This window comes from Bacillus sp. AP50 (genome assembly GCF_040492675.1).
GTDB lineage: Bacteria > Bacillota > Bacilli > Bacillales > Bacillaceae_G > Bacillus_A > Bacillus_A cereus.
On sequence record NZ_JBEUTW010000038.1, the window covers coordinates 1 to 12,166 of the forward strand.

Sequence of the window (12,166 nt, forward strand, 5' to 3'; positions counted from 1 at the left end):
TCAAATAATAAACATACAAAAATGTATAGAAAGTATAAAAATTTGGAAAATGTTTTTTATTAATATGCAAAATTGCATATTAATTACATTTAATTATATTATATGGTATTTTGAATATTTTTTCACCGAAAAAATTTGCGTTACCACGAAATGTTACTAAAGTAATCCAAAAAATACGTTCACTTATATTTTTAAATTAAAAATCTTCAAATAAAAATTTTTTCATACATACAGCGCCAAACACCCCAGAAAGCTTTCATTTTTCTACCAGCTTAAAGTATAGAATACTAAAAAGGAATTAACCATATGTAGCATTGGCTAATTCCTTCCTCTCTCTAACAGAATAGAGTTATAAACCCAGTCTTCAAATCCTCAATCAAAGTCTCACTTCTTCTTACCTAAAACTACTTCATACCTCTGAACTCACATCGCATGAGACTCTATTAAGCACTGAAAACTTCCTTACATAAGTAGTTCCTCTATTCCTACTAAATAGAAAAATGTTATACACCAGCTCTTCTACTTACCTATAACCACTCCATATCTCTGGTCTCAACATCGCATAGGGCTCGACCGCTCAACACTTAGCTAGAGCTTCTATTCCGGCTAAATAGAAGCTTTTAAAGCACTAACTTATCAACTAAACCAATTAGCTCTTGAATATCTGGCTTACTTACTTGAGCATTTGCTCCTACAGCTTCACCTTTATGGAATAATTCATTTGTAATTAATGAAGAGAAAATAATGACTGGTAGACGATTCATTACTTCACTATCCTTAACCACTTTCGTTAAATGATGTCCATCCATTTTTGGCATTTCAATATCGGTAATTAGCAAGTGAATATGTTCAAACATTTTCTCTCCTTGCTCTTTCGCTAATTTTTCAATTTGCGCTAACGCTTCTGCACCATTGCTGAAGAAGTTCATTTTCGTATATCCAGCTGATGATAATGTTTCTTCTAATATTTGACGAAGCATCGCTGAATCTTCTGCAATATAAATTACTTTTTCAGCTCGATCTGTTTTTTGTTCTAACCCTGCAATTGATTTATTGTCATAACCAGTGCCGCTAATTTCACATACAATTTTTTCATAATCTAATAATAAGATGATTTTTCCATCTAGTTTTACAATACCAGATGTCGTTTCTTCTAGTCCCATAGATAATGAAGCTGGTTCATCAATTTGTTCCCACGAAATACGTTGAATACGATGCACTTCATCCACGCGGAAAATAACTTTCATTTGGTTTAATTCTGAGATGATAAATTTCGTTTGATCAAGTGGCTTTGTTGACTTTAAATTAAGAGCCATTGCCAAGTTAATAACAGGTAAAATTTCACCACGTACTTGAACAACACCTTCAACTGCATGATGAGATTCTGGCACAGTTGTAACAGGAAATGGATTAATGATTTCACGTACTTTCATTACATTAATACTAAATAGGTTTTCACCAACAGTGTACGTAACAATCTCTAATTCATTTGTTCCGCTTTCTAATAAAATACTTTGTGCTTGTGACATAAAGGTGTCGCTCCCCTTCCATTAATTCCGTATATCTAATTATTAAGCTTTATAAAAGAGAAAAAGTCAACTACCTATATAAAAAATATAGATAGTCGAACGATTCATTTTATAAAAAAACAATTAATCTTGTATAAACGAAGCAAGTGCCTCTAATAAAACTTCTTGTGCACCTACAATTTCCGTCGGCATTGCTTCCCATTTTTTCGAAAGCTCTGTCTCTACTCTTATTCTCAGTTCAGAATTCATTTCTGCTAGCACATATTCTTTCGTTGCTATATCAACATCAAGTAGCGCGAGTGCATATAATTCCGGGTCATTTATTTTTTCGAATAATCGCTTTAATACTGCCGGTGCTATATGTTTTAATTTTTCAATATGAATTTCCTTATCCGAAAATAGTAACTCATATTGAATAAACGTAACATTTTCTTTAATCACTTTAAAATAACAATTATTTTTTTTATCATTCACAAAATAACCGTTTGGATCTGCGATAATACTTTCTACTTTACGAATTAAATCTGGCAAACTATTCGCCGCCATTACAGTCCGCTGCTCAACCTCACTCGGCGAAATGAATGTAACGCGATACTTATTTTGCGCCATCCTCCTCACCTCTCCTTTTATAAAAATCTATTGTCACATACTATCCAGAAGGCACTGTCCTACTATGAAATGATTATCTCATCCCCAACTATCTCAGTACGCCTCCATAGCTCTATTCTTACAACTAGGAGCTCTTCTGGACCATAACTGTTTATCCACACTAAACTTTGCTTACCTCTTTTTATACTACCCTAGTAACTCTCCATACCTTTGTCCTTACACACCAGTCGAGGCCCTATTAGGCACTAACCGCTCAAAAACAACGCTGGGTCCTCTCGTCAACCCTAAAAAGAGCTTTTTAGAGCTTTTTAGAGCTTTTTAAGAACTTTTCAATAACTCTATGTTATTAAACCAAAACGCTATCTGCTGATCCGTAATATTTGGCAACATAACAAAAAACTCACGACACTTCATCTCATCCTTAAACAGTTGATACTTCCAAACAGTATCGCTACCAACACTTATGAAATAAAACTCATGGATACGGCCAATGATTGCTTGTTTTTCGCCAAATGAATACGGTGGCACTTGCTTAATTTCAAATTGATCTGGTAAATATACATGCTCTTCTCGTTCTATTTTTAATACTTGCTCGGCAAGTTCACGTTTATTTTCGAAAAAAGGCAATTGTAAAATTCGCTCTTGTCTTGTCATACGAATAAAAAACCCTTTCTACTCCATTACATTTTTTCCATGCGATATATATTATCGAATTAAGTTTACAACTTCATTTAATACTTCATCTGAAACTTTAATAACTTTCGCATTTCCTTGGAATCCGCGTTGATATAACATTAAGTCAACGAATTCTACAGATAAATCTACGTTTGCACCTTCTTGTGCACCACCACGTACTTTACCCGCACCGTTTTGACCAGATGTACCAAGAGCTAAAATACCTGTTGTATTCGTTGCTGTATAGTTACCATTACCTGTTTTCATTAGTCCGCCTTCGTTCGGGAACATCGCAACAGCTAATTGACCTGCAGATTTCATACTTCCATCAGAATATTTTACCATTACGTATCCACCGTCAGCAATGAAGCAATCTTTAACCGTCGCTGCAGCTCTACCATCTACGTCTGTTACTGATAATGTTTTATCTGTTGGATGATTTGTTAAATGGCTTAAGTCTAATTTTATAGAACCGCCATCAAATGGAATATTAGCTCCTTGCTCTTTCGGATTTGGATTTCCAACAGCATCAAATGTCATATTACCACCTGCACCTGGAACATCTTTAAACTCTGTTTCTTTTTTCGAGTCATTGCGCATTTGTACTTTATATGTATAGTTATGTTCACTCGTTTGTTTAAACTCTACACGCATTGTCCATGTATTCCCCGCATTATCATATACAGGTAAATCTTGTGTAATTTGTTTTTCACCAGTTGGAATATTTCCTTTAATTGTCCCTTTCGATGTTCGAATACCACCAATTGCTGTTCCCATTGGAATTTGCAACGGTCCTGGAATTCCAGATAAATCAACTTCACCAGTTGCCTCATTTGCAGGGTATGCAAACACGTATTGACCTTCAGTATTCGTAATATAGTAATCTGAAGATATCCCAAACGTACCTTTACGAGTAAATTCCATATTTCCGCCTTTTGAATCACCTACAACGAAGAAACCATTACCTTCCATTGCTGCTTGTGTTTTGCCACCTGTTAACGTAATTGTACCATCACTATAATCCGTAACCGTACCACTCATTTTCACACCGTTACCAATACTTTTCGGATTCGTTCCTGCGTATTTACCGTCACCTTTTGCACCAATCGAATTGTTATATAGTAAATCATCAAACATTGCTTTTTGTTTTTTATAACCTACTGTTTGTGCATTGGCAATATTATTTGAAGTTACACTTAATGCATTTTGTGTTGCATTCATCCCTGTAATACTTGTATATAACGCTTTAATCATAACGTATGGACACTCCTTATGAATTTGTATTTTTTACTTCTTCAGTTACTTTTTGATCGTCTTTCTTTGCGTCTTCTGGGTTCGTTTCCCCAATCGGTTTATCAGACACTCTCTCAACGAAACGAAGAGAGACAACTTTATTATTAATAACGAGCTGTACATCGTTATTTTCCGCAAGACGAACTGTTTCTACTTGACCGGTTACTTTGTTTCCGTCACCGTCAACACCTCTTACGTATTTCCCTAAAAACTTCATTCCACCATCAAGTGCTGTTGAATACATCGTTGATTGCAGCTTATCTACTGCTTTCGTCATATTCTGTACTTGTTCCATAAGAGATAACTGCGCTGTCTGATTCATCATTTGATTCATATCCATCGCATTAAATGGATCTTGATGTTGGAAACTTGATAAAAACAATTTTAAGAAATCATCTTTCCCCATTACCCCAGGAGTCTTTTGCGCTCCTGCTGAAACTCCATTACTTTGTTGCACTGGCGATTGTACACCATTAACAGGTACATTACTTTTTTGCGCTCCTGCTTGTAACGGAATATGATTTGTACTCGTTGTATTTAATCCAACTGTTGGCACGCTTTATTCCTCCAATAATCCCGCAAATTCTGTTGATTGTTGTTTTTCATGATTTGTATTTGCTAATTTCTGTTTTTGCCTTTGCTCTTGTTCTCGCTGTTCTTTACGATTTTCATCTTTATCTGAATAGCTAATTTGAATATTGATTTCTTTTTCTTTTAACTTTAATCTCAATTCATCAAAAATGATTTCAACACGTTTTTTCGCATCGTGTTTTTCCATTTCTACGTGAACGTCAATTTGATCTCCGTGTTTTTTCATAAACACTGTTAATGTACCAAGTTTTTCTGGATTTAACTGGAATAAAACACGTTCTTGTTTCACTACAAATTTTTGCAGCGCTTCTACTTGCGCTTCCATTTTCTTTCCTAAGTCAGGTAACGAAACTTTCTCAGCACCACTATTTGATTTCCCTATTTGTTCGGTACTCGTCGTTTTATTTAATAATTCTGCACCTGCAGAGCTCGAATCGTTTAATGCATCAACTTCTGGCAACTCTACCTTTGCATCATCGCTCTCAAGTTTCGGAAGATCTACCTCTTTAAACTCTTCTTGTTCCTTTGCAATATTACAAGTTTCTGTTTCTACAGCCTTCAATGCTTGCATCGCTTGCTCTGGCATCTTCATTTTTTCTAATACCATTTGCATTGTATCTTCTAAACATATAGCATTTTTGATATTCATATTTGAAAGAAGTTCTTGTAATTGTTGTAATTCAGCTGCAGGTAATTCATTAAGTTTAATATTGCCATATTCTTTATATAGCTCTTGTATTTTTTGTATGTATTGATATAACAATTCCGGCTGCACATGTAATTGCTCAATTGCAACCATTTGCTCAGATACAGCTAATAACAACTGTTCTGTCTCTTTTTTTTCTTCTTTCTTTACAATAGGTTCTTCTTCCGTTACCGATTTTTTAGAAAGAATATAATCTTTTCTCTCTTCTTTTGGTGCTTCTTCTCGTTTCGTTTTCTCCGTTTGCGGCTGTTTTTTATTTTCCATTCTCATCGTACGATCGAATGAAGAATCTTCATTTTTTGATTGTACTTCTAGCCCTTTTTCTTTTTGCGGAGGTAAACTTTGTTGCACCGGTAATACAGACTGTATCACTACATTCACCTCATCCATTCATACACATTTTCAAATCCAGAAGCATTTTTTCTTCCAGCTTTTCTTGTGCTTTCGCAAGCTTTTTGCAATCTTCTTGATACATCTCATCAATGACACGTTCTTTTTCTTTTACTTGCTCTAAAAGACTTTCATTTTTTTGAATAAAACCTTCCGTTTTTTTAATTTTCCGATTCCATTCTTCTATTCTTTCAGGTGAAAACGTATGTGAAGAAAGCATACCAGCCATAATACGTTGCCCAGTTTGTACGACTTTACTACGCGATTTCACAACATATAAATCATATTCTTTTTTTTGTTCTATTTTTCTTTTTTCAGCTGTTAATTCATACACTTCTTTTAAAATATGTTCTTTTTCTTGATTTATTTGCAATTTTATTGTGTCGTACTGCTGTTTATCCACCTGTTTTCATAACCCCTTTCTATTATAACGTTCTCTTTTTCTATTATATAGTTTTTTTCCAAAAAAATCTGTGAAATATTAAAAAACAAAAAAATAAGACCTCTTATGCAGAGGCCTTATACTATATGCTGTATCGCTTCAACGATATCATCAAATTGGAAACTATCCGATCGACCTTGCTTTAAAAATGTATTTATGCCTTCTACTTTATTTTTACATTCAAAAATATAAGCATTTTCTTCATTTTCTTGAATCGTTCCTAGCTTAAAATACAATTCATTTTCTTTATAAATTGATAAAATCTTTCTCATTTCATTTGCAAGTTGCCAATGATGTGGCGAAACAATTTCTTCCATAATCCTACTTACTGAATCTAATACTGAAATTGCAGGATAATGACTAAGCGTTGCAAGCTCACGCTTTAATACGATATGTCCATCTAAAATACCACGTGCTAAATCTGGTACAGGACCATTTAAATCGTCCCCATCAACAAGCACCGTATAAATACCTGTTATAGATCCCTTTTGTGTTTTTCCGGAACGCTCTAACAACTTCTTCATATAACTTTCCATTAACAGTGTTTTACCACCAATCGGTAACTCTTTAACAGCAATATCAACACTTCTTCGTGCATCGGCAAAACGAGTAACAGAGTCCATCATAAGTAATACGTTATTGCCTTGATCACGGAAGTATTCAGCAATAGACGTTGCAAGTTTCGCTGCACGAAGTTGCATAAGATGACTTTCATCTGACGTCGCTACAACAACGACGCTTTTTCGCATACCTTCCTCGCCTAACTCTTTTCGAATAAAGTCTTTTACTTCCCGGCCACGTTCTCCTACTAAACTAATAACATTTATATCAGCTTTTGCATTTTTTGCTATCATTCCAAGTAAAGTTGATTTACCAACACCTGACCCAGCAAAAATGCCAATCTTTTGACCGATACCAATTGTTAGCATAGAATCAATTGATTTTATTCCTGTTTCAAATACATCGGTAATCTCTTCACGTTCAAATGCATGTATAGGCGGTGCATCTAGTTTTATTTTCTGTAATGGAATGTTTTCAGCTTCCTCATTTAACACTTCACCATTTGCACTTAACACTTTTCCGAGCAAGTGATTACCACGTGGTACAACAACATTTTCTGAAACTAATGTCACTGAATCTCCATAACATACTTTTTCTGTCTGTTCAAATGGAAGTAGCATATTATTTTCTTTTTCAATGGCAATCACTTCACATAAGACGTTATGTTCTCCAACGAAGCAAACATCTCCGATCTTCGCTTTCGGCCCTTTTGCTACGAAAAACTGTTCTTGTACACTATGAACTTTGCCTACTTTCGTATACAGCGGTGTTTCAATGAACTTATTCCATTTTTCGTTCTCATTCATTAACAGGCGGCTCATACATTTTGCTCCTCAAATAACTTCTCTTCTTCCCATTTCTGACGAAGTTTCGCAAATATAGGTGCAAATTTAAATTCAAAGAACTCTTTCTCTTCTTCCAGAACAAATTCACCAAACTGCAGGGAGAAATCATATTTCCATTCTACTAATTGTAGTAACCAATATTCTTTCGTATTCTCCTTCTCTTCTTGAATACGTTCAAACGTTTCTGGATGTACTGTAATGATTAATTTTTCAAACGAAGTTGGCAATGTTTGCACGATGCCAGTTAAAATAGGTAACACATCAAGCAATCGTGAATCTACCGCTTGATTCACGATTTTTTCTGCTAGATGAAAAGATTGATCCCATAACAACTCTGTCCATTCATACGCTGTTTCTTGTTGTTCTTTTTGAAATTGCACACGCGCTGCTTCCATCTGTTCCATTTGCTCATGAATATGCATTTGAAATTGTTCTTTATCTTGTAATAACTGCTGCCGCTCTCGTTCTAGCATTTGCTTCTCTTGCCTTAGCTGATTCATTTCCATATGTAACGATTCTTGCTGGGCGCGAAGTTCTGCATGATCAGCTTGTAATTCTTCCTCTTCTATTTGAACTGAAGCTGGTTTTGGAAATTGTAATTCATACGTTTCTTCAGAAAAAGAAACAGAATTCTTCGGAATTCTGTTTTTAAATAAGGACATCCTCTTCACCTCTTTGAACGATAATTCTTCCTTCTTTCTCTAGCTTTTTCACTGTACCAGTGATCGTTTGCTGCGCTTTTTCAGCATCCGTCATCTTAAGCGGTCCTAAGCCATCTAATTCTTCTAGAATCATCTCTTTACGGTTTGAAGACATACATGTAAATAATTTCTCTTTAATTTCTTCTTTTGCAATTTTAAGTGCTTTGGCAAGAACACCGTTATCTGTAATTTCTTCTAATACACGGCGAAGCGCAAGATCTTCAAGACCAAGTAAGTCTTCAAAGACAAACATATTTTCTTTAATTTTCTCAGATAACTCATAATCGACTTCATCCAGCTTTTGAAAGACTGTTTTTTCAACACCTCGTGAAACATTATTTAAAATATTTACGATTGTTTTCAAGCCATCAGTTTTATTAATTGCACTAAATGCCATATTATTTAATTTCGATTTTAACAACTCACCAATTTGATTAATTAATTCACCATCAACTTGTTCTAGTTTCGCTATACCCATTACCGTTTCAACGCGCTTATGATCTGGCAATCTCTCAATTAATTGAGACGCAAGTTGCGGTTTAATATAAGAAGCGATAATTGCAATTGTTTGTGGTGACTCATCATTAAGCACTGTAAGAAGTGGCTCTAAATCTGTAAGTGAATTTAAGAACTCAAACGGATTATCTTTGTTATACCAAAGATCTTCCAATAATTTTTCCAGTTCGTCTTCTGGCATGTTTTTAAATATGCGACGAATGTATTCTTTATCTGGAGTGACTAAGTTCAATTCTTTTACATTTAGTTCATATAAGAACTCTCCTAGTACATTTTCTAACGTTTCTGGTTTGTATACACGAAACTTTGCGATTTCACGAAGTAATACTTCTTTTTCCTCAGCTGTCATATATTCAATGACTTTTGCTGCCACCCCTTCTTCTAATGTACGAATAAGGATGGCAGCTTTTTCTTTGGAGGAGATTTCATCTAACATCGTTGTTCCTCCCTTACTGTCCGTTTAACCATTTTTTAATTACTTTTGCAGTACCTTCTACATGTTCTTTCGTAGCATCCTGCACTTGTTCATCTAACGTTGGTTCTTTCGGTTCTTCTGGTTCAGGTTTTGGCTCTGGCACTATTTTTTCTTCAGGAATTTCCAAGATACTTTCATTACTTGCAGCAATTTCCTCTTCTGCTAAGTATTCTTCATATTCCTCTTCTTCTTTCTTTCTCTTACGTCTTGCTAATAAGAACCATACTAGGCCACCGATTGCTAATAAGCCAGCTGTAATTCCACCGAATAACCACCAGTTCATACCACTTTTTTCTGGCTCTTTCTCTTTTTCGGCTTTCGGCTGATCGAACTGAACAGTTACAACGTTAACTTGACCATTTATAAAGTTACCGTTCGGATCAGCTTGAAGTCCTGCCGCTGTTCCGATTGCTTCTTTAAAAGTTGTCATATCAATTCTACGTTTTACTAACGTATCATTATCTACCCATACAACAACATTCGTTTTCGTTAATTCTGGGTGTTTCTTAATTGTTTCAACTGTTTTATCTATTTCATAATTTTCAATTTTGTTGCCATTTTTATTATCGTAGACAACTTTACCATTTTGATTATTGTTCGTACCGTAATTTGGCACTTCACCGTTAGCTGTAATACCAGCACCTTGCTTCGTATCTGCCCCTTCTTGCGCAGTAGAGCTTTCCTCTTGCTCTTGTTTACTACGAAGTACACCTTTATCACCATACTTCTCTGACTGACGTGTAACTTCATCGTAGTTTACAGATACTTTCGTATTCACTTTATATTCATTCGGTTTAAACATCGTCATTAACGTTGCATCAATGTCTTGCTTTAATTTACCTTCAAGTTGGTGCTGCATCTCTACTTCTTTCTCATAAGAAGAGGAACTACTAGAATGTGCTTCATCTGCTCCTTTTGAGATAACACCTTTTTTACTATCAATAACACTTACTTCTTCTGCTTTCACACCAGGAACCGCTGCACTAATCATTTGCTGTATACCTGCAACTTGATCAGCTGTTAACAATTGTCCACGCTTCACTCCAACGGTAATCGCCGCTGTTCCTTTTGCTTTTTCTTCATCAAAAATTGTCTCTTTTTCAGGCAATGTAATTTGAACATTTGCCGTTTCAACTGTCGCAAAATTTCTTACAATATCTTGCTCCAATTGCTTCTTCGTACCGACAATTTGCTTCATTTTTTTATCTTGTTCACTTGAACCGAGAGAGCTTTCTAATAAAATTTCTTCACCGCTTTTCGAATTAAACGGTAAGCCCATCCCATTCATTTCTTTTCGAACCCATGGAGCATCATTCTTTTGCACACGAATTGAACCATCGGCCGCTAATTGGTAATCGACACCTAACTTCGATAATTCTGCTGTAATCTCTTGTTTATCTGCATCATTTAAATTTTGATATACAACAACATATTTATCTGGCAAGGTGAAGTATAAAAGTGCTCCTGTTACAATCGCTAAAAGCGCAGCACCGATTACTAACTTATGCCACGTTTTTAACGATTGGATAACATTTTTCATCTTTTCCATTTAAACACACCCGTCCACTTTCCTAAATTTGCATATTAATTAGTGACTTATAATTTTCAATAAGATTATCACGTACGAGAGCAGCCGTTTTCATTTGAGACTCAGCTTTCTTTTGCTGAATTAAAACGTCATGTGTTTCTCCTACCCCTTTAGTTAGTAAATCATATACTGCTGTTTGTGCATTGTTTTGTGTTTGATTCATATCTTCCAATAAATCAATAAACTTTTTCCCCTCAACTACAGATGTTTGAGAAGTTTTCGGTGCACCAATTGACTGAATTGCTCCAAATGGTTGTGTATGTAACATTGGTTGAATTTTCATATTACTATCTTCCCCCTTATCCTCGGCCAATTTCTAAATCTTTATCAAGCATTTTTTTATTCGCATTTAATACACTCGTATTCGCTTCATACATTTTTTGAGCAACCATTACATTCGTCATTTCAGCAGTTACATCAATATTGGGATAACGTACATATCCTTCTTCATTTGCGTGCGGATGCGTCGGATCATACACTAAATTTTCCGTTTTGTCTGCTTCAATACTTTTTATTTTTACTCCATTAGTAGGAGCCCCATCTAACATACTTGCAAAACTATTGTTTGATTCTAACACCACACTACGACGCTCATATAGATCTGCCCCCGGAGCCGCCGTCGTATTTGCATTTACAATATTGTTAGAAGTAACTTCCATCCACTTTCTCGCTGTCGTTAGTCCTGAGCCACTTGCATTAATTGCCTGAAACATCCGTTGTCTCTCCTTCTACTTTTAACGTCCGCGTGCCGCTTGGTTAATTGCATATTGTGTATTAATTGCGTTAATTGAAATACCGTATAACTGATTTGCTTTCATTAAATCTAGCATTTCTGTCGTTACATCCACACTATTTCCATCTTTATTCGTTTGCATTGATTTTGTTTGAATCTTTGCATATGTATTTTTCGTATTTACTGTCGGTAAGTGCATTTCATTCGTTTGATATAAATCTGGATTGCTCTTTAAATCAGCCGCATTATTTTTATATAATGCACTACTTTTATTCATCTGCTCAGCAAATGTTACATCCTGTGCTTTATAGCCAGGTGTATTTGCATTTGCAATATTACTAGAAACAGTATTTCGTTTCGTCACTAAATAATTCATATAATGGCTTACATCACTCACTAAATCTGGCATATTCCACACCCTTTCTTTTCTAACGTAATGATCCACTGATAGAAGTTTCACTTCATTATTTATTTTCTTATATGCGTTTATTAAAATATTTACTATTATGTAC

The 12,166-nt window shown here is 35.1% G+C and carries 14 protein-coding genes; all 14 read right to left on the minus strand.

Annotated features, from left to right (window positions below):
* Positions 1-620: 620 nt before the first annotated feature.
* The 14 genes from ABWK52_RS04865 to flgB all read right to left on the minus strand — a co-directional run bounded on the left by ABWK52_RS04865 (position 621) and on the right by flgB (position 12,114).
* Complete coding sequence (locus ABWK52_RS04865; RefSeq protein ID WP_000075943.1) at positions 621-1,529, minus strand: chemotaxis protein; 909 nt, start codon at positions 1,527-1,529, stop codon at positions 621-623.
* Between the two features lie 123 nt (positions 1,530-1,652).
* On the minus strand, positions 1,653-2,138 hold the full coding sequence (locus ABWK52_RS04870) for a hypothetical protein (RefSeq protein WP_053514211.1): 486 nt from the start codon (positions 2,136-2,138) through the stop codon (positions 1,653-1,655).
* A gap of 318 nt (positions 2,139-2,456) precedes the next feature.
* Positions 2,457-2,792, minus strand: a complete 336-nt coding sequence (locus ABWK52_RS04875; protein WP_000198170.1) for a DUF3964 family protein — start codon at positions 2,790-2,792, stop codon at positions 2,457-2,459.
* A gap of 51 nt (positions 2,793-2,843) precedes the next feature.
* Positions 2,844-4,067, minus strand: a complete 1,224-nt coding sequence (locus tag ABWK52_RS04880; RefSeq protein WP_000588321.1) for a flagellar hook protein FlgE — start codon at positions 4,065-4,067, stop codon at positions 2,844-2,846.
* A gap of 16 nt (positions 4,068-4,083) precedes the next feature.
* Positions 4,084-4,662 carry a flagellar hook assembly protein FlgD gene (locus ABWK52_RS04885; protein ID WP_001143460.1) on the minus strand — a complete coding sequence of 193 codons (579 nt, stop codon included), beginning with the start codon at positions 4,660-4,662 and terminating at the stop codon, positions 4,084-4,086.
* Positions 4,663-4,665: 3 nt separating this feature from the next.
* Positions 4,666-5,775, minus strand: a complete 1,110-nt coding sequence (locus tag ABWK52_RS04890; RefSeq protein WP_044584277.1) for a flagellar hook-length control protein FliK — start codon at positions 5,773-5,775, stop codon at positions 4,666-4,668.
* 10 nt (positions 5,776-5,785) lie between these two features.
* Positions 5,786-6,196: a hypothetical protein gene (locus ABWK52_RS04895; protein ID WP_000360855.1), complete on the minus strand. Its 411-nt coding sequence runs from the start codon at positions 6,194-6,196 to the stop codon at positions 5,786-5,788.
* A gap of 116 nt (positions 6,197-6,312) precedes the next feature.
* A complete protein-coding gene (fliI, locus tag ABWK52_RS04900) occupies positions 6,313-7,617 on the minus strand; it encodes a flagellar protein export ATPase FliI (protein WP_098541431.1) in 1,305 nt (434 codons plus the stop codon).
* Positions 7,614-8,303, minus strand: a complete 690-nt coding sequence (locus ABWK52_RS04905; protein ID WP_000051691.1) for a FliH/SctL family protein — start codon at positions 8,301-8,303, stop codon at positions 7,614-7,616. The genes fliI and ABWK52_RS04905 overlap by 4 nt, the downstream gene beginning before the upstream one ends.
* On the minus strand, positions 8,290-9,294 hold the full coding sequence (gene fliG, locus ABWK52_RS04910; protein ID WP_000883364.1) for a flagellar motor switch protein FliG: 1,005 nt from the start codon (positions 9,292-9,294) through the stop codon (positions 8,290-8,292). Before fliG ends, ABWK52_RS04905 begins: the two co-directional genes overlap by 14 nt.
* A 13-nt stretch (positions 9,295-9,307) precedes the next feature.
* On the minus strand, positions 9,308-10,882 hold the full coding sequence (locus ABWK52_RS04915) for a flagellar M-ring protein FliF C-terminal domain-containing protein (protein WP_053514213.1): 1,575 nt from the start codon (positions 10,880-10,882) through the stop codon (positions 9,308-9,310).
* A 22-nt stretch (positions 10,883-10,904) separates the two neighbouring features.
* Positions 10,905-11,204, minus strand: coding sequence for a flagellar hook-basal body complex protein FliE (gene fliE, locus ABWK52_RS04920; RefSeq protein WP_000701672.1), 300 nt, complete (start codon positions 11,202-11,204; stop codon positions 10,905-10,907).
* A 16-nt stretch (positions 11,205-11,220) separates the two neighbouring features.
* Positions 11,221-11,634 carry a flagellar basal body rod protein FlgC gene (gene flgC, locus ABWK52_RS04925; RefSeq protein ID WP_000484680.1) on the minus strand — a complete coding sequence of 138 codons (414 nt, stop codon included), beginning with the start codon at positions 11,632-11,634 and terminating at the stop codon, positions 11,221-11,223.
* A 21-nt stretch (positions 11,635-11,655) separates the two neighbouring features.
* Positions 11,656-12,114 (minus strand): flagellar basal body rod protein FlgB, encoded by a 459-nt coding sequence (gene flgB / locus ABWK52_RS04930; protein WP_370512803.1) that lies wholly within the window; start codon positions 12,112-12,114, stop codon positions 11,656-11,658.
* Between the last annotated feature and the right edge of the window lie 52 nt (positions 12,115-12,166).

Excerpts from the sequence above, each read along its gene's own strand:
- ABWK52_RS04880 (WP_000588321.1), bottom strand. The coding sequence starts at position 4,067 with ATGATTAAAGCGTTATATACAAGTATTACAGGGATGAATGCAACACAA.
- flgC (WP_000484680.1), bottom strand. The coding sequence starts at position 11,634 with ATGTTTCAGGCAATTAATGCAAGTGGCTCAGGACTAACGACAGCGAGA.
- ABWK52_RS04875 (WP_000198170.1), bottom strand. The coding sequence starts at position 2,792 with ATGACAAGACAAGAGCGAATTTTACAATTGCCTTTTTTCGAAAATAAA.
- ABWK52_RS04870 (WP_053514211.1), bottom strand. The coding sequence starts at position 2,138 with ATGGCGCAAAATAAGTATCGCGTTACATTCATTTCGCCGAGTGAGGTT.
- fliI (WP_098541431.1), bottom strand. The coding sequence starts at position 7,617 with ATGAGCCGCCTGTTAATGAATGAGAACGAAAAATGGAATAAGTTCATT.
- fliE (WP_000701672.1), bottom strand. The coding sequence starts at position 11,204 with ATGAAAATTCAACCAATGTTACATACACAACCATTTGGAGCAATTCAG.
- ABWK52_RS04915 (WP_053514213.1), bottom strand. The coding sequence starts at position 10,882 with ATGGAAAAGATGAAAAATGTTATCCAATCGTTAAAAACGTGGCATAAG.
- ABWK52_RS04905 (WP_000051691.1), bottom strand. The coding sequence starts at position 8,303 with ATGTCCTTATTTAAAAACAGAATTCCGAAGAATTCTGTTTCTTTTTCT.
- ABWK52_RS04865 (WP_000075943.1), bottom strand. The coding sequence starts at position 1,529 with ATGTCACAAGCACAAAGTATTTTATTAGAAAGCGGAACAAATGAATTA.
- fliG (WP_000883364.1), bottom strand. The coding sequence starts at position 9,294 with ATGTTAGATGAAATCTCCTCCAAAGAAAAAGCTGCCATCCTTATTCGT.